Below are 25,842 nucleotides of genomic sequence, written 5' to 3'. Positions count from 1 at the left end.
TGAAATACAGAACCCCCGATGCGGTACATAGGGGGTTCTGAGTAGAGAAATGCTAGTTGAAAATGTGTAAACCTATTTCAGGACTAGACATTGTGCGGTAGTCGCTGATTACAGCATCTGCTTGAGGCGATAGAGCAGATCCAGTGCCTGACGGGGGGTGAGCTCGTCGGGGCGCAGCGCTTCCAGCTCTTCCACCACCGGATGAGGCTGCGGGGCGAGAGTCACCGGAGCCGGGCGGCTTTCACCTGCGGGGACCGGAGTGGCGCTCTCCAGCTCATGCAGTTTGTGACGGGCCTGCTGGATCACCGATTTGGGTACCCCCGCCAGTGCCGCTACTTGCAGGCCGTAGGAGCGGCTGGCCGCCCCCTCCTGCACCGCGTGCATAAAGGCGATGGTGTCGCCGTGCTCCACCGCATCGAGGTGGACGTTGGCCAGCCCGCTCATCAGCTCCGGCAAGCGGGTCAGCTCGAAGTAGTGGGTGGCAAACAGGGTGTAGGCGCCAATCTTGCTCGCCAGCTGTTCGGCGCAGGCCCACGCCAGCGAGAGACCGTCGTAGGTGCTGGTGCCGCGGCCAATCTCGTCCATCAGCACCAGACTGCGGGCGGTGGCGTTGTTGAGGATATTGGCAGTCTCGGTCATCTCCACCATAAAGGTGGAGCGGCCGGAGGCGAGATCGTCCGATGCCCCGATGCGGGTAAAGATGCGGTCGATGGGGCCGATGCGGGCGCTGTCGGCCGGCACGAAGGCGCCGATATGGGCCAGCAGCACGATCAGCGCGGTCTGGCGCATATAGGTGGATTTACCGCCCATGTTGGGACCCGTGATGATCAGCATCCGTCGCTCCCGCTCCAGCCGGATGGGGTTGGCGATAAAGGGATCTGTCATCACCTGCTCAACCACCGGATGGCGGCCCGCCTCGATCAGGATCTGATCCTCATCGATGAGGGTGGGGCAGCGATAGTCGAGGGTCTCGGCCCGCTCGGCCAGGTTGGCCAGCACGTCCAACTCCGCCAGTGCGGCGGCGGAATCCTGCAGATCGCCGAGGTGGGGCAGCAGGGCATCGAGCAGCTCTTCGTAGAGCCGTTTCTCCAGCGCCAGCGCCTGGGACTGGGCGGTGAGTACCTTGTCCTCGTATTTTTTCAGCTCATCGATGATGTAGCGTTCGTTGTTCTTGAGGGTCTGGCGGCGGATGTAGTGGGCCGGCACCAGATGGCTGTTGGCGCGGCTCACCTCGATATAGAAGCCGTGCACCTTGTTGTAACCCACCTTGAGGGTGTTGATGCCGGTCAGCAGCTTCTCCCGCTCCTCGATGCGGGCGAGGCTGGCGGTTGCGCCGTTGGCCAGATCCCGCAGCTCGTCCAGCTCCTGATTGAAGCCGTCACGGATCACGCCACCATCGCGGATCAGCACCGGCGGCACCTCCATCACCGCACGCTCCAGCAGGTCGAGCAGCTCGGGGAAGGTGCTGGCACGCTCGGCCAGTTGTTGCACCGCTTCGTGCTCGTTGTCCGCCAGCAGGCGCTGCAACTCGGGTAACTGGGCGAAGGCCTGACGCAGGCGGGTGAGGTCGCGCGGGCGGGCCGAGCGCAGGGCCAGACGAGCCAGCACCCGCTCCACATCCCCCACCTGACGCAGCAGGTTGCCCAGCTCGTCGTAGAGGTTCTGCTCAATGAGCTCCTTGATGGTGCTCTGGCGACCTTTCAGGATCACCCGATCGCGGATCGGCTGGTGGATCCAGCGCTTGAGCAGGCGGCTGCCCATGGGAGTGGCGGTGCGATCCAGCACCTCGGCCAGGGTATTTTCATAGCCACCGGCCAGATTCTGGGTCAGCTCCAGATTGCGGCGGGTAGCGGCATCCATGATGACCGCATGATCTGGCTGCTCGAGGCGTACGTTGCGGATGTGGGGCAGGGCGGTGCGCTGGGTATCTTTGACGTACTGCATCAGGCAGCCAGCGGCGCACAGGGCGGTCTCGCTCTTGTCTACGCCAAATCCCACCAGATCCTGGGTGCCGAACTGCTGGCAGAGCAGCTTGCGGGCGGTGCCCAGCTCAAACTCCCACTCCGGGCGGCGGCGCAGGCCGCGGCGACCCTCGATATGGTGCAGGAATTCGAACGATTCGGGATAGAGCAGCTCGGCCGGATTGGTGCGCTGCAGCTCCGCCAGCAGGGTCTCTTCTTTCTCGAACTGATTGATGAAGAAGCGGCCGGAGCCGATGTCCATGGTGCCATAGCCGAAGCGGCGGCCATCGTGGTAGACGGCGGCGATCAGGTTGTCCTGCCGCTCGCTGAGCAGCGCCTCGTCGGAGACGGTGCCCGGGGTGATGATGCGAATGACCTTGCGCTCCACCGGCCCCTTGCTGGTGGCGGGATCCCCCACCTGTTCGCAGATGGCGGCCGATTCGCCGAGCTGCACCAGCTTGGCCAGATAGCCCTCGATGGCGTGATAGGGCACCCCCGCCATCGGAATGGGGCTGCCCGCAGACTGGCCGCGTTTGGTGAGGGAGATGTCGAGCAGCTGGGAGGCCTTGCGGGCATCGTCATAGAACAGCTCGTAGAAGTCGCCCATCCGGTAGAACAGCAGGATCTCCGGGTTCTCGGCCTTGAGGCCAAGGTACTGCTGCATCATGGGCGTGTGGGCGCTCAGATTGGCGCCGCTGGCTTGGTGTTGTGCGGTCATGTTCTGTTCCAGAAGGGGCCTCTGCGGGCCAGTGTCTGCGGTGATGAGCCTTGAGCTTGATGACGCCATTCTACACATAAGCGCCGCGGCGGGGGAGCGGGTGTTCCGGGCGCAGCTGCTCTGCGCTATTGAAGGCATGACGCCGGTGCGGCACCTCACATTGCGGCAGGCAAGGGCGGTCTGCCGTGGTTGCGGGCGGCGCTAGCGGGATCGCATAATGTGCCTCTTGAGCGGATCAGAAGGAGTCGTGATGAAACTGGATGCAGAGATAGAGCACCTTGCCATCGAGCTGGGACGGGCCCTCGGTCAGCGGGGCTGGCTGGCGGCGACCGCCGAATCCTGTACCGGCGGCGGGGTGGCCAGCGCCATCACCGACATCGCGGGCAGCTCCGGCTGGTTCGATCGTGGTTTTGTCACCTACACCAACGAGGCCAAGCAGCAGATGTTGGGGGTGAGCAGCGAGAGCCTTGAACAGCACGGTGCAGTGAGCGAGGCTGTGGTGCTGGAGATGGCCCGCGGCGCGCTGGCTCACTCGTCTGCCTCCATCAGCGTTGCTATCAGCGGCATCGCCGGCCCCGGCGGCGCCACCGAGGGCAAGCCGGTCGGCACCGTCTGGTTCGCCTGGGCCGACCGCAACGGTCGTCACCACTCCCTGCTCGCCCGCTTCGACGGGGATCGCCGACAGGTGCGCCAGCAGGCGGTGAGACAGGCCTTGTCGGGTCTGTTGGCCCTGCTCAGATAAATTGGGCTTGATACTGTATGAATAGACAGTATACTTAGTCCAACTTCACTTCTTACTCACGATTTCCAGCGGAGATTGGCATGGATCAGAACAAACAGAAGGCACTGGCGGCTGCGCTGGGTCAGATTGAAAAGCAGTTCGGCAAAGGTTCCATCATGCGTCTGGGCGACAGCAAGACCATGGATATCGAAGCCATCTCTACCGGTTCCCTCTCGCTGGACGTGGCGCTGGGCATTGGCGGTCTGCCGTGTGGCCGTATCGTCGAAATCTACGGCCCGGAATCTTCCGGTAAAACCACACTCACCCTGCAGGTGATCGCGGAAGCCCAGAAGAAAGGCAAAACCTGTGCCTTCGTCGATGCGGAACACGCCCTCGACCCTATCTATGCTGCCAAGCTGGGCGTCAACGTCGACGACCTGCTGATCTCCCAGCCGGATACCGGCGAACAGGCGCTGGAGATCTGCGACATGCTGGTGCGCTCCAACGCGGTTGACGTCATCATCGTCGACTCTGTGGCGGCCCTGACGCCGAAAGCGGAAATCGAAGGGGAGATGGGTGATTCCCACGTTGGCCTGCAGGCTCGTCTGATGTCCCAGGCGCTGCGCAAGCTGACTGCCAACATCAAGAACGCCAACTGCCTGTGCATCTTCATCAACCAGATCCGGATGAAGATCGGCGTTATGTTCGGTAGCCCGGAGACCACCACAGGTGGTAACGCGCTCAAGTTCTACGCCTCCGTGCGTCTGGATATCCGTCGTATCGGCGCCATCAAGGAAGGCGACGAAGTGGTCGGTAACGAGACCCGTGTCAAAGTGGTCAAGAACAAGGTGGCCCCGCCCTTCAAGCAGGCTGAATTCCAGATCTTCTACGGTGCCGGTATCTCCAAAGAGGGCGAGCTGGTGGATCTCGGTGTCAAGCACAAGCTGATCGACAAGGCCGGCGCCTGGTACAGCTACAACGGCGAGAAGATCGGCCAAGGCAAGGCCAACGTGATGAAGCTGTTCGCCGAGAACAAAGTGATGGCTGGCGAAGTGGAAGCCCGCTTGCGCGAGCTGCTGCTCTCCGGCGCCGTGCCAGTCGATGACAAGGCTGCACCGGTTGAGGTAGACGAGTTCGATGCCGAAAGCGAACAAGAGTTCGAATAAGAAACAAAGGAAGGCCGGGTAGATACCCGGCTTTGTTATTTATGATGGTTGATGAATCCGTTACCGAACCGACCTTTGCAGAGCAGTTTACCGCCGCCCGCGCCTTTGCCATGCGCAGCCTGGCCCGCCGCGAGAGTGCCGAGTCAGAGCTGGCCAACCGGCTGCGCCAGCAGGGCTTCAATGAAGAGGTGATCGAGGCGGTGGTCGACTACTGCCGCGGTTACAACTGGGTCAATGACGAACGTTACGGCGGTATGGCAGTACGGGCCGGTGCCGCCAAGGGGCATGGCCCCATCAAGATCCGCTTCGATCTGCGCCGCAAGGGACTCGACGATATGCAGATTGATGCCGCATTCGATCAGCCGGAGCTGGACTGGTTCGAACTGGCGTTTGCCCTGCTCGAACGGCGCGCCCGGGTGGCCGATCTGGCGGATTTCAAGCTGCGGATGAAGTGGCTCAAATATCTGCTGGGGCGCGGCTTTACCCAGGATCAGGCACGTTACGCTATCTCTGCCCTGCAGGAGCGGGAGGAGTAACGCCACTGCGTGGCAAACGTCGTTTCAGCTCTCCTTTTTGTATGTTTTTCCTGCCAGCTCAGTAGCTTGCGCGCACAATCCCGAAAAAGCAGCCTTTTGTTCATCTCATCCCTCTTTATGCGCTGCTTTTTTGCCTCTCAACAGTGAAAAAAGCCACTGTGAGCAGTGGCGCTCTTTTCTGGCCCGTTTATGTGCGCTTTTTCGCCCGTGGCGGCCCTGTCCGTTTTACTTTACCCCGCAGAAAACTTACATTAATGCGGTTAAAAGTCCGTATTCGAATCAAGCAGGATTTTCCATGTATATGTCCACGTCAGAGATTCGCGCTGCGTTTCTCGAGTATTTCCGTTCCCAGGGGCACCAGGTTGTCTCCTCCAGCTCGCTGGTACCGCATAACGACCCGACCCTGTTGTTTACCAACGCGGGTATGAACCAGTTCAAGGACGTGTTCCTTGGCGCAGACAAGCGTGCCTACAATCGCGCGACGACTTCCCAGCGTTGCGTGCGTGCCGGTGGTAAGCACAACGATCTGGAAAACGTCGGCTATACCGCTCGTCACCACACCTTCTTCGAAATGCTGGGCAACTTCAGCTTCGGCGACTACTTCAAACAGGATGCCATCAAGTTTGCATGGGGTTTCCTGACCGAGGTGCTGCAGCTGCCGAAAGAGCGCCTGCTGGTGACCGTCTACGCGACTGACGATGAAGCTTTCGACATCTGGGAAAAAGAGGTCGGTGTGCCGGCCGATCGCATCGTACGCATCGGTGACAACAAGGGGGCACCGTACGCTTCAGACAACTTCTGGGCGATGGGCGATACCGGTCCGTGCGGTCCCTGCACCGAGATCTTCTACGACCACGGCGATCACATCTGGGGTGGCCGTCCCGGCTCACCGGAAGAGGATGGCGACCGTTTCATCGAGATCTGGAACGTGGTGTTCATGCAGTTCAACCGTCAGGCTGACGGCACCATGGAGCCGCTGCCGCGTCCGTCCGTGGATACCGGCATGGGACTGGAGCGGATCTCCGCCATCATGCAGGGTGTCCACTCCAACTACGAAATCGACATCTTCCAGGCGCTGATCAAGAAAGCGGCCGAGATTGTCGGCACCACCGATCTGAGCAACCAGTCCCTGCGCGTCATCGCTGACCACATCCGCTCCTGCGCCTTCCTGGTGGCAGATGGCGTGATGCCGTCCAACGAAGGTCGTGGCTATGTGCTGCGCCGCATCATCCGCCGCGCCGTGCGTCACGGCCGCAAGCTGGGTGCCACCGACGTCTTCTTCTACAAACTGGCTGCCGAGCTGGCGGTGCAGATGAAAGACGTCGCTGCCGAGCTGATCGCCCAGCTGCCGCTGGTCGAGCGAGTGCTGCGCATCGAAGAGGAGCAGTTTGTCCGCACTCTGGATCGCGGTCTGCTGCTGCTGGAAGACGTTCTGGCCAACCTGGGCGATGCCAAGGTTATTCCGGGCGAAGTGGTGTTCAAGCTCTACGACACTTACGGCTTCCCGGCCGACCTGACTGCCGACGTGGTGCGCGAGCGCGAGATCGGCATCGACGAAGAGGGCTTCAAGGCCGAGATGGAGAAGCAGCGTGCTCGTGCCAAGGAAGCGTCCAGCTTCGGCGTGAACTACAACGAGATGCTCAAGCTCGACTTCGAGACCCCCTTCACCGGTTACAAAACCCTGAGCGAGCGCACTCGCGTGGTCGGCATCTACAAGGGTGTGGAAGAGGTGAGCGGTCTCATCGCCGGTGACGAAGCAGTCATCGTGCTGGAAGAGACCCCCTTCTACGCCGAGTCCGGCGGCCAGATTGGCGACAGCGGTACCCTGAAAGTGGACGACGGCATCTTTGCCGTGACCGACACCCTGAAAGCGGGCAAGGCGATCATCCACAAGGGCTACATGGAGCTGGGCACTCTGGAGAAGGGCGCCGAAGTGGAAGCCGTGGTTGATGGCGATCGTCGTCAGGCCATCGCCCTGAACCACTCCGTGACTCACCTGCTGCACGCTGCCCTGCGTCAGGCACTGGGCGAGCATGTCACTCAGAAAGGTTCTCTGGTTGGGGCTGAGCGCATGCGCTTTGACTTCTCCCACTTCGAGGGGCTGACCATGGCGACCATTCGCCGGGTCGAGGAGCTGGTCAACAACCAGATCCGCGCCAACCACGAAATCACCACCCAGCTGATGGATCTGGAGGCGGCCAAGTCCGCCGGTGCCATGGCGCTGTTTGGTGAAAAATATGAAGACGACGTGCGCGTGGTGCGCATGGGCGACTACTCCACCGAGCTGTGCGGCGGTACTCACGCCAAGCGCACCGGTGATATCGGCTTCTTCAAGATCATCGCCGAGAGCGGTATCGCAGCTGGCGTGCGCCGTATCGAAGCGGTCACCGGCAAAGCGGCCATCGACTTCATGCATCAGGTTGGCGAGCAGATCGAAGAGGCTGCCGCTCTGGTTAAAGGTGATCAGTTCTGCATCGCCGACAAGGTTCGCCAGATGCTGGACAAGGCCAAGATGATGGAGCGCGAGCTGGAGCAGCTCAAGGCCAAGCTGGCCGCTCAGGCCGGTAACGACCTGCTGGGCCAGGTAATCGAGATCAACGGTCAGAAGGTGCTGGTTGCAGCGCTGGAAGGGGCCGATCCGAAATCCCTGCGCGGCATGCTGGACGAACTGAAGAACCAGATGAAGTCCGGTGTTGTGCTGCTGGCCACCTGTGCCGATGGCAAGGTCAACTTGATCGCGGGCGTCACCAACGACCTGACCGGCAAGGTCAAGGCCGGTGAGCTGGTCAATCTGGTTGCCCAGCAGGTGGGTGGCAAGGGCGGTGGCCGTCCGGACATGGCACAGGCGGGTGGTACCCAGCCTGAGGCGGTGCCGGCAGCACTGCAATCCGTTCACTCCTGGCTGGAAGAGCGCCTGTAATCGGGCGAGGTGATCTGTGGCACTCTATGTACAGAAGTACGGCGGCACCTCGGTCGGCACACTGGAGCGGATCGAGGCGGTAGCTGAGCGGGTCGAGCAGACCCGCGCCCAGGGACACGATGTGGTGGTGGTTGTCTCCGCCATGTCGGGCGAAACCAACCGGCGGCGGGGCATGGCCCAGCAGCTGGATCCTGATGCCAACCGGCGGGAGATGGATGTACTGGTCTCCACCGGTGAGCAGGTCACCATAGCGCTGCTGGCGATCGCGTTGAACAAACGTGGTTGCCCCGCGGTCTCAATGACCGGTGATCAGGTACGGATTCACACCGATTCCGCCTATGGCAAGGCGCGCATCACCCACATCGACACCGAGCTGGTTCATGCCGAACTGGCTGCGGGCAAGGTGGTGGTGATCGCCGGTTTCCAGGGCCGTGACGAGCATAACGCCATCACGACCCTGGGCCGCGGCGGTTCGGATACCACGGCGGTTGCCGTGGCGGCGGCCATCAAGGCCGATGAGTGCCAGATCTTTACCGATGTGGATGGGGTATACACCACGGATCCGCGCATCGAGCCCAAGGCGCGTCGTCTCGACACCATCACCTTCGAGGAGATGCTGGAGATGGCCAGTCTCGGCGCCAAGGTGCTGCAGATCCGCTCGGTGGAGTTTGCGGGCAAGTACCGCGTCCCGCTGCGGGTGCTGTCGAGCTTTATCGATGGAGAGGGAACCTTAATCACATATGGAGGTGATAGGATGGAAGCTCCCCTGGTATCCGGGATCGCTTTTAACCGCAACGAGGCCAGCTTGACCATTCTGGGCGTGCCGGACAGACCAACCGTTGCCGCGCAGATCCTGAATCCGATCAGCGACGCCAACATTGATGTCGACATGATTGTGCAGAACACCCTGGGAGATGGCACCGCCGACTTCACCTTCACGGTGAATCGTGATGACTATCGCCGCGCCCGGGCACTGCTGGAGGAGACCGCCACCGAACTTGGCGCCTCCTGCGTGCAGGGAAATGGCGAAATTGCCAAGGTTTCCATTGTCGGTGTCGGCATGTGGAACCATCCCGGTGTTGCGCGCACCATGTTCAAGGTATTGGGCGAGGAGGGGATCAACATGCAGTTGATCTCGACCTCTGAAATCAAAATCTCTGTGGTGATTGACGAGAAGTATCTGGAGCTGGCGGTGCGAGCCCTGCACGCGGCTTTCGGGTTGGATCAGGCACCGCAAGAGCAGCCCTTGGGCTAACAATCTCTGATTGATTTAGTTTCAACCATTTACCATATCGGTATCTTTGTTAGATAATGTCGCATATCGATATAAAAACAAAACAGGATACAGGAGCAAGCGAATGCTTATTTTGACTCGTCGTGTTGGGGAAACCCTGATGATTGGTGATGAAGTGACTGTCACCGTACTGGGCGTTAAAGGCAACCAGGTCCGTATCGGTGTGAACGCACCGAAAGAGGTCTCCGTGCACCGCGAAGAGATCTACCAGCGCATCCAGGCCGAGAAAGTTCCGGGCCAACCGGGCTTCTAAGCCACTTTCATGGCTGTGACAAGGCGACACCTCATGTGTCGCCTTTTGTTTTTCCGGCCCCCTGAAATCGCCCTGCAGGGCGCGAAACTGCGGGATAAGTGCCGATATTGTTTGAATATTCCACGCTTTGGCCAAATGCTGAGCGAACGCACTTTTTTCTCCAAAAAAGTGTTTGACTAAAAATCCCTGTGAAGTATTATCAGCCCCGCAAACGGAGAGGTGGCCGAGAGGCTGAAGGCGCTCCCCTGCTAAGGGAGTATGCGGCTTATACCCGCATCGGGGGTTCGAATCCCCCCTTCTCCGCCATTTGCGCCCGTAGCTCAGCTGGATAGAGTACCTGGCTACGAACCAGGTGGTCAGAGGTTCGAATCCTCTCGGGCGCACCATATTACGACTCAAGCAAGAGTCATGTGTTGACCATCAGCAAGTCGACACTTTGGAAAAGGCTTACTGATAAGTAAGCTTTTTTTATCGTTTTAAAACAGGGCGCCCGTAGCTCAGCTGGATAGAGTACCTGGCTACGAACCAGGTGGTCAGAGGTTCGAATCCTCTCGGGCGCACCATTTAAAAAGACACAACGATTTATGAGCGCCCGTAGCTCAGCTGGATAGAGTACCTGGCTACGAACCAGGTGGTCAGAGGTTCGAATCCTCTCGGGCGCACCATTTTTCAAGCAGTACCAAAAGTTTATGAGCGCCCGTAGCTCAGCTGGATAGAGTACCTGGCTACGAACCAGGTGGTCAGAGGTTCGAATCCTCTCGGGCGCACCATACAGACAGTCTCGACTTCGGTCGGGGCTGTTTTTTTATGGGCGATATTTAACTTTTTGGTGCAGATCCCCGTGCGCTGTTACGGGTGGATCGCCCGTTTACCTGGCTGTTCTTGTCCTTATTTCTTCCCCTTTCTGTGATTGCGCACCGTTCTTCTGTACGGTGCAACCCCTTGCCACCCTTTGCCTCATCTATAGGCGCGCTGTATGCCTGCTGTTGCAACGGCAGATGCCGCGCAGATCATCACTCAAGGTTCGCTCATCAACATCCTGCAAGGCCTGCAGAGGCGTTTTGCGGGCAATAAAAAAGGATGCCGCAGCATCCTCTTGTGTCGAGATATTAACTCAGCTTTTCAACCATTTGCGAATGCGGTTGGCATCGCCGATAGGGGTGCGTTTGCCCACCGAGTTGAGCAGCACGATAGCAAGCTCGCGGCTGTCCGGTTTGGCGCGCATCACCAGACAGCGACCCGCTTCGTCAGTGAAGCCGGTCTTGGAGAGGCGCACGTCCCAATCCGGGTTTTTCACCAGCGGGTTGGTGTTGTTGAACATCAGGCTGTAGGCGGGGGCGCTGAAGCGCATCTCCCGGTTCTCATCCTGAGTGAACTGACGGATCAGCGGCTGACGGTAGGCGGCGGCGGCCAGCTTGCCGAGATCCTGGGCGGTAGAGACGTTGCGGGTGGAGAGGCCGGTGGAGTCGTAGAAGTGGGTATTACGCATACCCAGCTGTTTGGCCTTGTTGTTCATGGCTCGCACGAAGGCGCTGCGACCGCCCGGATAGTGACGCGCCAGTGCCGAGGCCATCCGGTTTTCGGAGGACATCAATGCCAGATGCAGGGCGTCGCGGCGGGTCACCTTGGTGCCCATGCGGATGCGTGAATGAGTATGTTTGACCCGATCCAGATCGTTCTTGTCGACCGTAATGGTCTGGTTGAGATTCTGCTTGGCATCCAGCACCACCAGCGCTGTCATCAGCTTGGTGAGGGAGGCGATGGGACGCACCTTGGTGGCATTCTTCTGGTAGAGCGTCTTGCCCGTTTTTACATCCACGACCAAGGCGCTGCTCGAGCGTACTTCCAGTTTGGCAGGGTTGGGTGCCGCGCTGACCGCAGGCAATCCCCACATTCCCATCAACCCGACAACCAGCGCTGCTGCGCGAATCCGATACCACATACAACCGACTCCGTTCCCATCCAAAAAAAGGCGCTAGATTCACTCATTTTTACCCCGGCTTTACAAGGGCCGAGCGGGACTATTTCTGCTATTTGCGCAAAATTGGCGATCAAAAAAGCCCTCTGGCGAGGGCTTTCGGGTCGGGCGTTGGGCGAAGGGTCAATCCCGCGGCTGCGCGGCCCTGCGTTTGCTGATCCAGCGCCAGACCAGTGCCACCATGCCACCCACCAGCAGGGCCACCGGCAGATAGATGATGATGTTGAAGAACTGGGTCTGGTATTCGGCTGCCAGCTTGGTGTGGCTCAGGTAGTAGCCAAACCCGACCAGCGGGCAGATCCACATGATGGAGCTGATCAGATTGACGATGAGGAAGCGCCCCTGGGGCAGCTCGGTGGCACCGACAATGTAGGGGTAGGCGGTGCGTACGAAGGCGATATAGCGCGCGGTGATCAGGGTGATGATCCCGTACTTGTCCAGCAGGTGGTAGACCTTCTGTTGGTGTCGCTCTTCCACGTGGGACATCAGCCGATGGTAGAGCTGGGTGTGGCCAAGGAAGCGGCCCTGCATGTAACCGAGCCAGGTGCCGACAAAGGTAGCCATGATCAACAGCGGGATCACCCCGAGAGACAATACATCCTGATAGATGAGCACGCCGGTGAGGATCAGCAGGCTGTCACCGGGCAGAAAGGCGGTAGGGATGAATCCGTTTTCCAGTACCAGAAACGTCAGAATCACACCACAGATCATGAAGGCCATCTTGGGATCGGAAAGTGTGTTCAGATCGTGATTCATAAAGGCGTGAGCCAGTTGGTAAAACTGCTCCATACTTGCAAACTCCGCAGGTTAGCTGGGTTGATCGGTCAAGGGCATGGCGAGCACCTTGTCGATGCGCAGGCCATCCATGTCAACAATTTCCAGTTGCCACTGTTCCAGTGTCACCAGGTCTCCGGTTTGTGGAACACGACCAAGGAGCAGCATGATAAGCCCTCCGAGGGTGTGATAGTGATGTTTTTCTTCTTCTGGCAGACGAACCAGCTCCAGACAGTCCTTCAACTCCGGCAGCGGGATCAGGCCATCGAGCAGCCAGCTGCCGTCGGCGCGCCGGAATGCCCAGTTGTCCTCGCCATCCTCCTGCTGGAAATCCCCCGCCAGCGCCTCCAGCAGATCCTGCTGGGTGACCAGTCCCTGCAGCTCGCCATATTCGTCCACCACCAGCGCCATCTGTTCGCTGTGGGTGCGGAAGTGGTTGAGCAGCTCGACGCCGTTGAGGGTCTCGGGCAGCAGGCTGCCCTCCTGGGTCAGGGCAGCCAGATCGATGGGCTCCCCCTTGATATAGGCGTGCAGCACCTTGCTGACATTGATGATACCCACCAATTCTGACAGGTTGCCGTCGCAGACCGGAAAATAGCTGTGGCGATACTCCACCAGCCGCTGCAGGTTGGTCTCCAGCGGCAACGCTAGATCCAGATAGCGGATATCACTGCGCGGCACCATCAGGGAGGAGAGGCTGCGCTCGTCGAGACGGAAGACGTTGCGCAGCATGGTGTGTTCATGATCCTCGATTACCCCAGCTTCCGATCCTTCCACCAGCATGGCGTGGATCTCCTCCTCGGTGACGTTGGCGCTGCCGTTCTGGTTGACCCGCAGCAGCCGCAGGCTGGCATTGGTGGAGGCCGACAGCAGCCAGACGAAGGGGCGGGTCAGGGTGGCGAGCCAGTGCATGGGGCGCGCGACCAGACAGGCGATGCGCTCGGCATTGAGCTGGCCGAGGCGCTTGGGCACCAGCTCCCCCACCACGATGGAGAGGTAAGTGACCACCACTACCACGATGACGGTGGCGAGCAGGCTGCTGCTTTTGGCCGGGAGTCCCCACTCCTGCAACCAGAGGGAGAAGGGCTGGGCCAGCAGGGATTCGCCGTAGATACCGTTGAGCAGACCTATGCTGGTAATGCCGATTTGGACGGCAGAGAGAAAATGGGTCGGGTCTTCGCCCAGTTTGAGGGCGATGGCGGCGGAACGGTTGCCTTCAGAGGCAAGCTTGCCGAGGCGAGCCTTGCGTGCGGTGACGATGGCGATTTCTGACATGGCGAAGACGCCATTAAGCAAAATCAATCCCAGCAGGATCAATATTTCCATACAGCAACAGCACTCCTTGAGTGGATAAGATCGCTGGCAGTGTAATGAATTTGGCGGCGATGCGCTTGTGAAAGCGGGTGATCCGGCTCGCTAATTTGATGACAGCGCTCTGGGATGGCTGAAAAAGATGGCCGGAAAAGGGAAGGATGACCCCGCCAAATGGTGTCATGGACGAAGCGGGAGCTTGGCGAAGTGGCATGGCAGGATGGAAAAGGGCGGGAAGTCCCGCCCTTGCTTGTCACTTGTCAGGCAACCGTTGTCAGAACTGCTGGAACCAGCGCTGGATCTGGGCCGGATCCTTGCTCTGGGTCAGGGAGAGCATCAGCAGCACCCGCGCTTTCTGCGGGTTGAGAGTGCCGGAGGCCACGAAGCCGTACTTGGCATCATCGATCTCGGCATCCAGGGTGGTGGCGCCGGTCGGCACGCGGGCGGAGCGCACGACGCGGATGCCATCCTTGCTCGCCTTGGCCAGGGTGTCGAACAGGGTGTGGTAGAGGTTGCCGTTGCCCACCCCGGCGCTGACGATGCCGTCGAACTTGGCATCCACCATCGCCTTGGCCGGCAAGTCGGTGGCGTTGGCGTAGCTGTAGACGATGCCCACTTGCGGCAGCTTGTCGAGCTTGCTCACGTCAAACGGCGTTTTGCTGGTGTGCAGACGGGCCGGGCTGCGCTGATAGTCGATCTTGCCGTTGTGGATGTAGCCGAGCGGGCCGAAGTTGGGGGAAGCGAAGGTCTGCACGCCTGTGGTGTTGGTCTTGGTGACGTCGCGGGCATCGAGAACGGTGTCGTTCATCGCCACCATCACGCCACGGCCCTTGGAGGCGGGGTCGGAGGCGGTCACCACGGCGTTGTAAAGGTTGAGCGGGCCATCGGCACTCATGGCGGTGGAGGGGCGCATGGCGCCGACCAGCACCACCGGCTTGTCGCTCTTGACGGTCAGATTGAGGAAGTAGGCGGTCTCTTCCATGGTGTCGGTGCCGTGGGTAATGACGATGCCATCCACGTCATCCTTGGCCAGCAGCTCGTTGACCCGCTTGGCCAGCTTGAGCCACACCTCGTCGTTCATGTCCTGGGAGCCGATCTTGACCACCTGCTCACCCTGCACATCGGCCACGTTCTTCATCTCGGGCACGGCGGCGATCAGGGTTTCGATGGCCACCTTGCCAGCCTCGTAGTTGGACTGGGTAGCCGACTGGCCTGCCCCGGCAATGGTGCCGCCGGTTGCAAGAATATGGACGTTGGGCAGCGCCATGGCCATGGGGGAGAGGGTCAGGCTAACGACGGCGGCGAGCAGGGTCTTGCGGATCGGTAGGGTCATGCTGCAAATCCTTCTGGTTGGAATAATTGCAGCAAGTTTGCCCGTTTAATAACCCGGGTCTGTGATAAAACTCACCAAAAGACAGGTGAGTACAGATTTTTAACCTGTTTTATACCTATATGGAGATAATTTAACTTGCAGAGAAACCCTTGGCTTCGATCAGGGCGATTAGTTCTGCCTTGCTCAGCTCGCTCTCGATAACGGCCTTGCTGCTGGCGAAATCGACGGTTGCGGTGGTGACCGCAGGCTGGGCCAGCAGCGCTTTTTGCAGACTGGCGGCGCAGCCACCACAGGACATGCCGGACACGGTGAGTTCGATGGTCATGGAATATCTCCTCTGTTGATGAGCGCCAGCCTAAAGCTGCCGCCTCCGGCAAGGTCAAGCCGTCAGTACATAAGACCCAGATAGTTCATCAGAGTCGCCCCGAGGCTGGTAGTAACCAGCGAGCCGAGGGTGGTGGTGGCGATGATGTTTGCGGCCAGCACGCTGTCGCCACCCATGGCGCGGGTCATCACATAGCTGGCGGCGGCAGTCGGAGTGGCGCTGATGAGAAACAGAATACCCAGCTCCAGATGGCTGAAGCCGAGCAGGGCCGCCCCAAGAGTGAACGCAGCCGGAATGAGACAGAGCCGCATGATGCTGGCCCAGCCCGCAATGGCTGCACCACCACGCAGAGCATCGAGGCTGAGGGAGGCGCCGGTGCAGAGCAGCGCCAGCGGCAACGTCATGTTGGCGAAGTAGCTGCCGGTGGTGAGCAGCAGTTGCGGCATCTTGATACCGAGCAGGGTAAACGGCAGCGCCGCCACAATGGCGATGATCAACGGATTCTTGATGATGCCGAGCAGAATGGGGCGAATACCGGTAGCGCCGCCGAGACTGCGGGTGAGGGTGATCACCGCGAGAATGTTGTAGAGCACGGTCACCGCGCCGACGTAGAAGGCCGCCGCCCCCAACCCCTCGTGGCCGTAGGCGTTCTGCACATAGGCGAGACCGATAATGGCGCTGTTGCCGCGAAAGCTCCCCTGCACGAAGATCCCGCGCAGTCGCTGCTCCCCGATAAAACGTCCGGCCAGCAGCTCCAGCACCAGATAGCTGATAACGGTGGCGAGCAGGCCATAGCCGATAAACCAGAGGCTCGGCATGGTGGCGAAGTTGGTACCCAGAATACTGAGAAAGAGCAGAGCGGGCAGGGTGACCTGAAACACCAGTCGCGAGGCGGATTCGGTAAAGGGATCCGGCAGCAGCCCCAGCCGCTTGAGCAAGATGCCGAGCAGCAGCACCACGCAGATGGGGCCTGTGATGGAGAGGGAGAAGAGCAGACTGGCCAGCAGATCCATGATGGGCATCCTGTGCTGTGCCCACACACCATGACGGCGGGGCAAAAAGGGCATTCTAACGCCATGGGCTTGTATTCACAGGGGTTAATCACAACAATGTGGGCAATTCCACCGCCTAGCCTCCTGTGAGCCAATTCATGGACAAGAAACTGACCATCCTCGATATCGCCAGACTGAGTGGCGTCGGCAAGTCGACCGTCTCCCGGGTGCTCAACCAGGATCCCAAGGTGAAGCAGGAGACCCGCGAGCGGGTGGAGCAGATCATCGCCGAGCACGGCTTTGTGCCGAGCAAATCGGCGCGGGCCATGCGCAGCCAGAGCCAGCAGGTGGTGGGGATCATCGTCTCGCGGCTCGACTCCAGCTCGGAGAATCAGGCGGTGCGCGGCATGCTGGAGACCCTCTATCAGCGCGGCTACGATGCCGTGCTGATGGAGAGCAAGTTCTCCCCCGCCAAGGTAAAGGAGCATCTGGCGGTGCTGGAGCGGCGCGGGGTGGATGGCATTATCCTTTTCGCCTTCAATGACTTGGACTATGCCGCCATGGCGCCGCTGAAAGAGAAGCTGGTGCTGGTCGCCCGTGAATACCCCGGTTTCTCCTCGGTCTGCTTTGACGACGCCGGTGCGGTGCGCACCATGCTGGCGCAGCTGGCAAGCCGTGGCGCCCGCGACATCGCCTATCTGGGGGTGGATGCCTCGGATCTCACCACCGGCCAGCGCCGCCTCGACGCCTATCTCGCTTACTGCGCAGAGCAGGGCTTGCGCCCGCGCAGCGCCCTCGGTGATCTCAGCCTGCAGAGCGGCTACCGGCTGGCGGCCGAGCTGCTTACCCCCTCCACCCAGGCGTTGGTCTGCGCCAGCGACACCCTCGCCATCGGTGCGGCAAAATACCTGCAAGAACAAGGGCGTAGCGAGGTGTTGGTGACCGGCCTTGGCAACAACCCCATGCTCAGTTTCCTCTTCCCCAACGCCCTCAGTCTCGATCTTGGTTACAAAGGGGCGGGGGAGCAGGCGGCGCGTCAGCTGCTCGGTCAGATTGAGCAGGATCAGCCTCCGCTGGTGACAATCGCCCCCTGTCGAACCCTGTGACCCCCATCACTCCGGACTGAACAAAAAGTGCGCTTTTTGTGATGCTGGCCACGAATTGGGAACGTTCCCATTTCGATCTGGCCAGATTGTCGGCATGCTAAATGGGAACGATACCAAAAACGCTCCGGCCGACAGACTGGCTCAAAAGGGCGATACAGACCACTATTCAATGGCGTCACAGAGGGAAGACCCATGTCCAAGATCAACGCACAGCAGCTTGCCACCCTGATCGACAAGATCGGTGGCAAGGAGAACATCGCCACCGTCAGCCACTGCCTGACCCGGTTGCGCTTCGTCCTGAACGATCCGGCCAAGGCCGACAGCAAGGCCATCGAAACCATTCCGGCAGTGAAGGGAAGCTTCACCCAGGGCGGTCAATTCCAGGTGGTGATCGGCAACGAGGTAGAGCAGTGGTACAAGGCGCTGACCGAACAGCTCGGCGTCAGCGGTGGCAGCAAGGAGACCGCCAAACAGGCGGCACGCCAGAACATGAACCCGCTGGAGCGGGGCATCTCCCATCTGGCGGAGATCTTCGTGCCGCTGCTGCCTGCCATCATCACCGGCGGTCTGATCCTGGGCTTTCGCAACGTCATCGGCGACATCAAGATGTTCGACGATGGCACTCACACCCTCACCGAGATCAGCCAGTTCTGGGCTCAGGTACACGCCTTCCTCTGGCTGCTGGGCGAGGCGATTTTCCACTTCCTGCCGGTCGGTGTCTGCTGGTCTGCAGTGAAGAAGATGGGCGGCTCCGAGATCCTGGGTATCGTGCTGGGGGTGACGCTGGTGTCACCGCAGTTGATGAACGCCTACGGCATTGGTCAGCAGACTCCCGAGGTGTGGGACTTCGGCCTGTTTGTGATCCAGAAGGTGGGCTATCAGGCACAGGTCATTCCGGCGCTGCTGGCGGGTGTCTTCCTGGCTTGGGTTGAGACCAACCTCAAGCGGATCATTCCGGCTTACCTCTATCTGGTGATTGTGCCGTTTGTCTCGCTTTTGCTGGCAGTGATCGTGGCCCACGCCTTTATCGGCCCGTTCGGTCGCTGGATTGGTGATGGCGTCGGTTTCGCTGCCAAGGCCGCCATGACCGGCTCCTTTGCTCCCATCGGTGCAGCCCTGTTCGGTTTCCTCTACGCACCGCTGGTCATCACCGGTATCCACCACACTACCAACGCAGTGGATCTGCAGCTGATGCAGAGCATGGGTGGCACCCCGATCTGGCCGCTGATCGCTCTCTCCAACATCGCTCAGGCATCTGCGGTCGTTGGCATCATTCTGATTAGCCGCAAGGAGAACGAGCGGGAGATCTCGGTGCCTGCCGCCATCTCCGCCTACCTCGGGGTGACCGAGCCGGCCATGTACGGTATCAACCTCAAGTACAAGTTCCCCATGCTGTGCGCCATGGTGGGCTCCAGCCTTGCAGCCCTCATCTGCGGTTTCGCCGGGGTGATGGCCAACGGCATCGGGGTAGGCGGCCTGCCGGGCATCCTCTCCATCCAGCCGCAATACTGGGCCGTTTACTCCCTCGCCATGCTGGTCGCCATCGTGGTGCCGGTGGTGCTGACCCTGCTGGTCTACAAGCGCCAGCAAGCGGCCGGCAAGCTGGCCGAAGCCAGCGCCTGAATCTGATTGTCAGGGCGACCTTGCGGGTCGCCCTCTCCCTTTTCAATTTGTGATAAGAGAAAGAGCCATGAGCCAAACACCCTGGTGGCAGAGCGCCGTGATTTACCAGATCTATCCCAAGAGCTTTCAGGATTCCGGCGCCTGTGGCACCGGCGATCTCAAGGGGATCATGGCCCGCCTCGACTACCTCAAGACGCTGGGGGTCGATGCCCTCTGGCTGACCCCGGTCTACGTCTCGCCGCAGGTGGACAACGGCTACGACATCGCCGACTACTACACCATCGATTCCGCCTACGGCACCATGGCTGATTTCGAGGCGCTGCTGGCTGCCGCCCACGCGCGCGACATCCGCATCGTGATGGATATCGTGGTCAACCACACCTCCACCGAGCACGCCTGGTTCAAGTCGGCGCTGGGGGATAAAAACAGCCCCTACCGCGACTACTACATCTGGCGCGATCCGGTGGATGGCGGCGTGCCCAACAACTGGCAATCCAAGTTTGGCGGCAGCGCCTGGGAGCTGGATCCCGCCACCGGCCAGTACTACCTGCACCTGTTTGCCCGCGAGCAGGCTGATCTCAACTGGGAAAATCCTGCAGTGCGCGCCGAGGTGAAAAAGATCATCCACTTCTGGGCGAAGAAGGGGGTGGACGGTTTCCGGCTCGATGTCATCAATCTCATCTCCAAGGATCAGGCGTTCCCGAACGACGAGATAGGCGATGGCCGCCGTTTCTACACCGACGGGCCGCGCATCCACGAATTCCTGCAGGATGTGAGCCGCGATGTCTTCGCCCCGGTGGGGGCCATGACGGTGGGGGAGATGTCCTCCACCAGTCTGGAGCACTGCCAGCGCTACGGCGCGCTGGATGGCTCCGAGCTATCCATGGTGTTCAACTTCCACCATTTGAAGGTGGATTACCCCAACGGCGACAAGTGGACCAAGGCACCGTTCGATTTCCTCGAACTCAAGCGCATCTTCAACCACTGGCAGAGCGGTATGCACGGCAAGGGGTGGTCGGCGCTGTTCTGGTGCAACCACGATCAGCCGCGCATCGTCTCCCGTTTCGGCGATGAGGGTGAGCATAGGGTGGTCGCCGCCAAGATGCTGGCCAGCACGCTGCATGGCCTGCAAGGCACCCCCTACATATATCAGGGGGAGGAGATCGGCATGACCAACCCCGGCTATCAGCATATCAACGACTATCAGGATGTGGAGAGCCGCAACATCTTCGCCATCAAGCAGGCGGAAGGGATGAGCGAGGCCGAGATCCTCGCGATTCTCGGTTCCAAGTCCCGGGATAACTCGCGTACTCCTATGCAGTGGAGTGCTGCGGCCAATGCAGGTTTCACCAGCGGGACGCCCTGGCTCAAGCCTGCCGCCAACTATCCCGAGATCAACGCCGAGGCGGCGCTGGCCGACCAGCACTCGGTGTTCTGGCACTATCGGGATCTCATCGCCATTCGCAAGGCGCACCCCATCTTCACTGTGGGGGATTATCAGGAGCTACTGGCCGGGCACCCGCAGATCTGGGCCTATGCCCGCCGTGCCAACGGTCAGACCCTGCTGGTGGTGAGCAACTTCTACTGCGAGCCGGTGGAGTTTGCCTTGCCTGCCGAGCTGCAAAGTGGGCAAGGTCGGTTGCTGCTCGGCAACTACCCCGATAGCCCGGCCCAACCGCAATCGGCTATGCTGCGCCCTTATGAATCCCTGATCTGGCTGATGGAGTAGGTAATGGAGAAGGTGGTGCACGGTGCCGAGTGGCAGAAGATGGTGGTGGGGGAGCCTTATGATGCGGGCGATCCCGAGCTGAAAGCGGCGCGCGAGCGCTGCCGCAGGCTATATCACACCTTCAACACCAGCTGGCAGGAGAAACCGGTGCGGGATGCTTTGCTGCACGAGCTGCTCGGTAGCCGCGGCCAGGAGTGTGCCATCAATCCGCCGTTCTTCTGCGACTATGGCGCCAACATCTTCGTCGGCGAGAACTTCTACGCCAACGTCAATTGCACCATCCTCGACGTCTGTGAGGTGCACATCGGCGACAATGTGCTGCTGGCGCCCGGGGTGCAGATCTACACCGCCGCTCATCCTGTGGCGGTGGCGCCACGTATCAAGGGTGTCGAGTTCGGCAAGCCGGTGCGGATCGGTCACAACGTCTGGATTGGCGGCAGCACTGTTATCTGCCCCGGTGTCACTATCGGTGACAACAGCGTCATCGGTGCCGGTTCGGTGGTGACCAAAGATGTGCCCGCCAACGTGGTGGCGGCTGGCAACCCTTGCAAGGTGCTTCGGGCGATGACGGCACAGGAGCTTGAAGGTGTCATCCAGCGGTGAACAGGGGCCATGAATGCTAGTGCTATCTGATTGATAGAAAAGCAACTGTCAGATTGTTTTGCATTCAGTGCTTATGTTCGGGGCCGCTTGGCCGATACTGTTGAGTGCAGGAGGAACCCTATGGATATATCAAGTTCTGCAAATGCGTCGTTTGGTTCTGCTCTGATGACGGCCAGTCTGGCCAAGAAACAGCAGACCCAAGAGGGCGAAGCTGCGCTGAAGCTGCTGCAAAACGCAGCGCAATCAGCGCCGGTTGCACCGACATCGGCCAGCGCTTCCCTGGGAAGCAAGATCGATATTCGCGTCTGACCCTAATGAAAAAGCCCCCATCTCGCGATGGGGGCTTTTTTATCTCTGCGATTTGCGGGATCAGACCGGGAAAGGAGCCGGCGCCTCGAAGGTCATCCGTTCCCCGCTGCGGGGGTGGCTGATGGTCAGCATGGCCGCATGCAGGTAGAGATGGGGGGCAGCCGCCAGCGCATCCGGATGGGCGTAGAGGTTGTCACCCAGGATCGGATGCCCCAGCTCCAGCATATGGACGCGCAACTGGTGCGAGCGACCTGTGATGGGAGTCAGCTTGATCAGGCTGTTGCCGTTCTCCACTTTCAGTTTCTGCCACAGGGTCAGGGCGTGACGCCCCTCCTCGTGATCCACCTTCTGCTTCGGGCGGTTGGGCCAGTCGACGCAGAGCGGCAGGTCAACCTGTCCCGACTCTGCTTCCGGCTCACCCCACACCCAGGCGAGGTAGTGCTTCTCGGTCTCCCGCTCGCGAAATTGTCGGCTCAGCTCCCGATGAGAGTTGGGATTGAGGGGAATGACAATGACGCCAGTGGTGGACATGTCGAGGCGATGAGCTGCCGCCGCCTTGGGGTGTTGCTGTTTCACCCGATGCAGGACGCTGTCTTCATTCTCGGGGCCGCGCCCGGGGACGCTTAGCAGGCCAGTGGGCTTGTTGACCACCATGATGTCCTTGTCCTTGAACAGGATATCGAGCCAGGGTTCCAGAGGCGGTGAGTATTCAAACATAAATGTCTCGCATCAGAAGGTGGGGGCAAGCCCCCATCAGTTATGGGTAACCACGACAAAGCGGCCTTGGGTATCCAGTTTGAGCTGGTTCTGGCCGCTGTCGGTCGGTACCTTGTCAGTTATGGGTGACCACGATAAAGCGGATTGCATCCAGCTTGAGTTGGGTCTGATCGATCAGGTGGTGCAATTCTGCCTGCAGATTGCGCAGATAATCCAGTTCGCTGTCTCGCACGTTCGGGTTGACCGCCTTGAGCGCTTCCAGACGATCCAGATCCTGCTGCAGGGTCTGCGCCATCTGGGCACGGGCCTTGTCGACAATCCCGGCTTTCAGCTCTTCGGCAATGGCCTGGCCCTTGCCAATCAGACCGTGGATCACCGGCTGGGATGCAGTCACGAGCTTGCTGCCGAGGTGGCGATTGACCGGCGTCAGCTGGCGGTTGAAGGCATCGAACGCCACTTTCTCACCCAGATTCTGGCCGTTCTTGTCCATCAGCAGACGGATCGGCGTTGGCGGCATGAAGCGATAGAGCTGGGGATGGGCTGCAGACTCGGCGACAAAGATCAGCTCAAGCAGGATGGAGCCGATGGGCAGCGCCTTGTTCTTGAGCAGGGCGACCGAGGTCGCTCCAATCTCGGAGCCCAGGATCAGGTCGATACCGCCGCGCATCATGGGGTGATCCCAGGAGAGCAGCGCCATGTCATCCCGCGACAGGGCTGTGTTGCGATCGAAGGTGATGGTCATGCCGTCTTGCGGCAGGCCCGGGAAGCTGGAGACCAGCATGTGATCCCCGGGGGTCAGCACCAGCGCGTTCTCGCCACGGTCATCCTGATTGACGCCGATCTCGTCGAACATCTTGAGAGCGAAGGAGATCATGCCGGTGTCGTCATCTTCGGCGGCCAGCTTGTCGACCAGCTGCTGGGCGGCGGCGCCACCGCTGGAGTGGATCTCCAGCAGGCGATCGCGACCCTGCTCAAGTCGAGCCTTGAGCGGCTCGTGCAGTTCGCGGGTCTTGACCAGCAGGGCATCGAGGGCCGCCTGATCGCCGGTGTTGGCGGCCAGCAGCTCGAACAGCTCTTCACGTACCGCTTCGAATACCGGGCGGGCAGTCGGGCAGGTCTGCTCGAACGCATCCAGACCATCGTGATACCAGAGCTGCAGGGCGCGCTGGGAGGTACCCTCCAGATAGGGAACATGGATTTCGACGGTATTCTGCTGACCGATACGATCCAGGCGGCCGATACGTTGTTCCAGCAGGTCCGGGTTGAGGGGCAGATCGAACAGCACCAGATGGCTGGCAAACTGGAAGTTGCGACCCTCTGAGCCGATCTCGGAGCAGAGCAGCACCTGGGCGCCACCCTCTTGCTGGGCGAAATAGGCGGAGGCCTTGTCCCGTTCGAGGATCGACATCCCTTCGTGGAACACGGCACCACGGATCCCTTCACGGGTACGCAGCGCCTCTTCCAGTGCGATGGCGGTCGCCGCTTCGGAGCAGATCACCAGCACCTTCTGCTGGCGAGCTGAGAGCAGTAGCTCCAGCAACCATTCGACACGGGGGTCGAACTGGGTCCAGGTGGCGTTGTCGCCTTCGAACTGCTGGAAGATCTTCTCGGGGTAGAGGTAGCGCAGGGCGCGGGTCTGCAGATCGCCACCATTGCCACCCATCATGCCCATCACCTTGATGGCGGTCTTGTACTGCTCCGGCAGCGGCATGGGGTAGACGTTGAGGTGACGCTCGGGGAAGCCCTGAATATTGGCGCGGCTGTTGCGGAACAGCACCCTGCCGGTGCCATGCTGATCCAGCAGCTTGGCGACTGCCTGCTGGCGGGCAGTCGCATCGCTCAAATCCAGCCCTTCCAGCTGGCTGGCGAGGATCTGTCTGGCTTCATCGCTCAGGGTCTCGCCATCCAGCAGCTCCTGCGCGGCGCTCGCGACCTGACCATAGGCCTGCTCCTCGGCGAGGAAAGCCTCATAGTCGTAGAAACGCTCCGGGTCGAGCAGGCGCAGACGGGCAAAGTGGCTCTGGTGGCCCAGCTGATCCGGGGTAGCGGTCAGCAGCAGTACGCCCGGCACCTGTTCGGCCAGCGCTTCCACCATTTCGTAGGCGCGGCTCGGCGCCTCTTCACTCCACTCCAGATGGTGGGCTTCGTCGACAACCAGCAGATCCCACTCGGCCTCCAGCACCTGCTCGAAGCGACGGCGCTTCTTGCGCAGGAAGTCGAGGCTGCAGATCACCAGCTGTTCGGTCTCGAAGGGGTTCTCCGCATCGGCAAACGCCTCGATGCAGCGCTCCTCGTCAAACAGGGAGAAGTGCAGGTTGAAGCGGCGCAGCATCTCGACCAGCCACTGGTGCTGGAGCGTTTCGGGCAGCAGGATCAGCACCCGATGAGCACGGCCGGAGAGCAGCTGCTGATGAATGACCATGCCCGCTTCGATGGTTTTGCCCAGACCTACCTCATCGGCCAGCAGTACGCGCGGAGCGTAGCGGTGACCCACTTCATGAGCGATATAGAGCTGGTGCGGGATCAGGCTGACACGGCCACCGGCCAGACCGCGAGTCGGGTTGCGACGACGCTGGTGCTGGTTGACCAGCGCCTCGTAGCGCAGGGTGAAGCGGGACATCCGATCGATCTGACCGGCGAACAGGCGATCCTGCGGCTTGTTGAACTTGATAAAGTTGTTGAGAAACACTTCTTTGAGGGCAACGGGCTCATTATTGTCGGTGCGCACACCTACATATATAAGCAGGCCGTCTTTCTCCTGCACTTCTTCGACCGTCATGGTCCAGTCTTCGTGACTGGTGATCTGATCGCCCACATTGAAGCTGACCCGGGTGACCGGCGCCTCTTCTTTGGCATACATGCGGTTTTCACCGGTAGCCGGAAACAACAGGGTAACCATGCGTCCTTCAACAGCAACGACAGTCCCCAACCCCAGATCCGTCTCTGTATCACTAATCCAACGCTGGCCAAGTGCAAAAGGCATTAAACTCTCCAAAGCCCAAGAGTGTGTGAATCGCAAAGGGGCGCTATGTTACCCGAAGGCGTGACCTCGATCACCATGCATATAGATGTAGAGAGACCAAATCGCCACAACCTTGATCTGCTACCATCGCCACGTCATATAGAGGATAGCGAGCTCGCCAAACGGGTGTGTTATTGCAGGATAAATGCGCTTTTTGGGTGATTAGTGAACGGTTGAACCAAAAATGCGAATTTAATTCGAAAAGACCCTTGCAAGCGTGATCCAGATCCCTATAATGCGCCTCCATCGACACGGCAAGCGGCAACGCAAACAACCTCGTCGGTAACCTAGAAAAGCCTTTGAAAATAAGGCTTGACTCGAGAAGGCGGTTGAGTAGAATTCCACTCCCGCAGCAACACGCTGTTGCGTCGCTCTTTAACAATTTGAATCAAGCAATCTGTGTGGGCACTCACAGCATCGAACATCAAAAACAATTTTTGATTTTCAATGT

Annotated in this window: 20 protein-coding genes and 5 tRNA genes; 16 read left to right on the top strand and 9 right to left on the bottom strand. The window is 60.1% G+C overall.

Annotated elements, in window-relative coordinates; all coding sequences use genetic code 11:
• Window positions 1–108: 108 nt before the first annotated feature.
• Complete coding sequence (mutS, locus tag ACW5XC_RS19825; RefSeq protein ID WP_456516107.1) at window positions 109–2,679, bottom strand: DNA mismatch repair protein MutS; 2,571 nt, start codon at window positions 2,677–2,679, stop codon at window positions 109–111.
• Window positions 2,680–2,929: 250 nt separating this feature from the next.
• On the opposite strand from mutS, the gene pncC reads away from it, so the two are divergent.
• The 11 genes from pncC (at window position 2,930) to ACW5XC_RS19770 (ending at window position 10,339) form a co-directional block, all read left to right on the top strand.
• Complete coding sequence (gene pncC / locus ACW5XC_RS19820; protein ID WP_042052756.1) at window positions 2,930–3,421, top strand: nicotinamide-nucleotide amidase; 492 nt, start codon at window positions 2,930–2,932, stop codon at window positions 3,419–3,421.
• An 80-nt stretch (window positions 3,422–3,501) separates the two neighbouring features.
• On the top strand, window positions 3,502–4,566 hold the full coding sequence (recA, locus tag ACW5XC_RS19815; protein WP_074042703.1) for a recombinase RecA: 1,065 nt from the start codon (window positions 3,502–3,504) through the stop codon (window positions 4,564–4,566).
• Between the two features lie 44 nt (window positions 4,567–4,610).
• Complete coding sequence (locus ACW5XC_RS19810) at window positions 4,611–5,102, top strand: regulatory protein RecX (protein WP_074042705.1); 492 nt, start codon at window positions 4,611–4,613, stop codon at window positions 5,100–5,102.
• Window positions 5,103–5,397: 295 nt separating this feature from the next.
• Window positions 5,398–8,022, top strand: a complete 2,625-nt coding sequence (gene alaS / locus ACW5XC_RS19805) for an alanine--tRNA ligase (RefSeq protein WP_074042704.1) — start codon at window positions 5,398–5,400, stop codon at window positions 8,020–8,022.
• Between the two features lie 16 nt (window positions 8,023–8,038).
• On the top strand, window positions 8,039–9,277 hold the full coding sequence (locus ACW5XC_RS19800) for an aspartate kinase (RefSeq protein WP_456516106.1): 1,239 nt from the start codon (window positions 8,039–8,041) through the stop codon (window positions 9,275–9,277).
• Window positions 9,278–9,380: 103 nt separating this feature from the next.
• Complete coding sequence (csrA, locus tag ACW5XC_RS19795) at window positions 9,381–9,569, top strand: carbon storage regulator CsrA (RefSeq protein WP_005336053.1); 189 nt, start codon at window positions 9,381–9,383, stop codon at window positions 9,567–9,569.
• 213 nt (window positions 9,570–9,782) lie between these two features.
• Window positions 9,783–9,875: transfer RNA gene (locus tag ACW5XC_RS19790), tRNA-Ser, on the top strand.
• 3 nt (window positions 9,876–9,878) lie between these two features.
• A tRNA-Arg gene (locus ACW5XC_RS19785) sits at window positions 9,879–9,955 on the top strand.
• A 100-nt stretch (window positions 9,956–10,055) separates the two neighbouring features.
• Window positions 10,056–10,132: transfer RNA gene (locus tag ACW5XC_RS19780), tRNA-Arg, on the top strand.
• A 25-nt stretch (window positions 10,133–10,157) separates the two neighbouring features.
• Window positions 10,158–10,234 (top strand) — tRNA-Arg (locus ACW5XC_RS19775).
• A gap of 28 nt (window positions 10,235–10,262) precedes the next feature.
• Window positions 10,263–10,339, top strand: a tRNA-Arg gene (locus ACW5XC_RS19770).
• A gap of 344 nt (window positions 10,340–10,683) precedes the next feature.
• Here ACW5XC_RS19770 and pbpG read toward each other — a convergent pair.
• The 6 genes from pbpG to ACW5XC_RS19740 all read right to left on the bottom strand — a co-directional run bounded on the left by pbpG (window position 10,684) and on the right by ACW5XC_RS19740 (window position 16,303).
• Window positions 10,684–11,511 carry a D-alanyl-D-alanine endopeptidase gene (gene pbpG / locus ACW5XC_RS19765; RefSeq protein ID WP_042052741.1) on the bottom strand — a complete coding sequence of 276 codons (828 nt, stop codon included), beginning with the start codon at window positions 11,509–11,511 and terminating at the stop codon, window positions 10,684–10,686.
• A gap of 159 nt (window positions 11,512–11,670) precedes the next feature.
• Complete coding sequence (locus ACW5XC_RS19760) at window positions 11,671–12,336, bottom strand: DedA family protein (protein ID WP_005343012.1); 666 nt, start codon at window positions 12,334–12,336, stop codon at window positions 11,671–11,673.
• Between the two features lie 18 nt (window positions 12,337–12,354).
• The gene (locus ACW5XC_RS19755) at window positions 12,355–13,647 is read right to left on the bottom strand and encodes a hemolysin family protein (RefSeq protein ID WP_042052740.1); all 1,293 of its coding nucleotides are present in this window, start codon (window positions 13,645–13,647) and stop codon (window positions 12,355–12,357) included.
• 259 nt (window positions 13,648–13,906) lie between these two features.
• Window positions 13,907–14,965 (bottom strand): L-asparaginase 2, encoded by a 1,059-nt coding sequence (gene ansB, locus ACW5XC_RS19750; protein ID WP_042052738.1) that lies wholly within the window; start codon window positions 14,963–14,965, stop codon window positions 13,907–13,909.
• Between the two features lie 130 nt (window positions 14,966–15,095).
• Entirely contained in the window at window positions 15,096–15,290 is a 195-nt protein-coding gene (locus ACW5XC_RS19745) for a heavy-metal-associated domain-containing protein (RefSeq protein ID WP_005357810.1), read from the bottom strand.
• Window positions 15,291–15,352: 62 nt separating this feature from the next.
• Complete coding sequence (locus ACW5XC_RS19740; protein WP_005336047.1) at window positions 15,353–16,303, bottom strand: AEC family transporter; 951 nt, start codon at window positions 16,301–16,303, stop codon at window positions 15,353–15,355.
• A gap of 137 nt (window positions 16,304–16,440) precedes the next feature.
• Between ACW5XC_RS19740 and treR the strand changes: the two genes are divergently transcribed.
• The 5 genes from treR (at window position 16,441) to ACW5XC_RS19715 (ending at window position 21,652) form a co-directional block, all read left to right on the top strand.
• Window positions 16,441–17,388, top strand: coding sequence for a trehalose operon repressor TreR (treR, locus tag ACW5XC_RS19735; RefSeq protein ID WP_042052737.1), 948 nt, complete (start codon window positions 16,441–16,443; stop codon window positions 17,386–17,388).
• A gap of 192 nt (window positions 17,389–17,580) precedes the next feature.
• Window positions 17,581–19,011, top strand: coding sequence for a PTS trehalose transporter subunit IIBC (gene treB, locus ACW5XC_RS19730; RefSeq protein WP_042052735.1), 1,431 nt, complete (start codon window positions 17,581–17,583; stop codon window positions 19,009–19,011).
• 67 nt (window positions 19,012–19,078) lie between these two features.
• A complete protein-coding gene (gene treC, locus ACW5XC_RS19725; protein WP_042052733.1) occupies window positions 19,079–20,740 on the top strand; it encodes an alpha,alpha-phosphotrehalase in 1,662 nt (553 codons plus the stop codon).
• Window positions 20,741–20,743: 3 nt separating this feature from the next.
• A complete protein-coding gene (locus ACW5XC_RS19720) occupies window positions 20,744–21,343 on the top strand; it encodes a sugar O-acetyltransferase (protein WP_042052731.1) in 600 nt (199 codons plus the stop codon).
• 120 nt (window positions 21,344–21,463) lie between these two features.
• Entirely contained in the window at window positions 21,464–21,652 is a 189-nt protein-coding gene (locus tag ACW5XC_RS19715) for a hypothetical protein (RefSeq protein WP_005336040.1), read from the top strand.
• A 60-nt stretch (window positions 21,653–21,712) separates the two neighbouring features.
• Here ACW5XC_RS19715 and rluA read toward each other — a convergent pair whose 3' ends face one another.
• The gene (gene rluA / locus ACW5XC_RS19710; RefSeq protein ID WP_005343025.1) at window positions 21,713–22,369 is read right to left on the bottom strand and encodes a bifunctional tRNA pseudouridine(32) synthase/23S rRNA pseudouridine(746) synthase RluA; all 657 of its coding nucleotides are present in this window, start codon (window positions 22,367–22,369) and stop codon (window positions 21,713–21,715) included.
• A 115-nt stretch (window positions 22,370–22,484) separates the two neighbouring features.
• Window positions 22,485–25,352 carry an RNA polymerase-associated protein RapA gene (rapA, locus tag ACW5XC_RS19705; protein ID WP_042052728.1) on the bottom strand — a complete coding sequence of 956 codons (2,868 nt, stop codon included), beginning with the start codon at window positions 25,350–25,352 and terminating at the stop codon, window positions 22,485–22,487.
• Between the last annotated feature and the right edge of the window lie 490 nt (window positions 25,353–25,842).

This window comes from Aeromonas sp. 25-AL00135 (assembly GCF_054052385.1).
The sequence above is the reverse complement of the archived record's forward strand: the minus strand, read 5'-3'. Positions and strand labels throughout refer to the sequence as shown.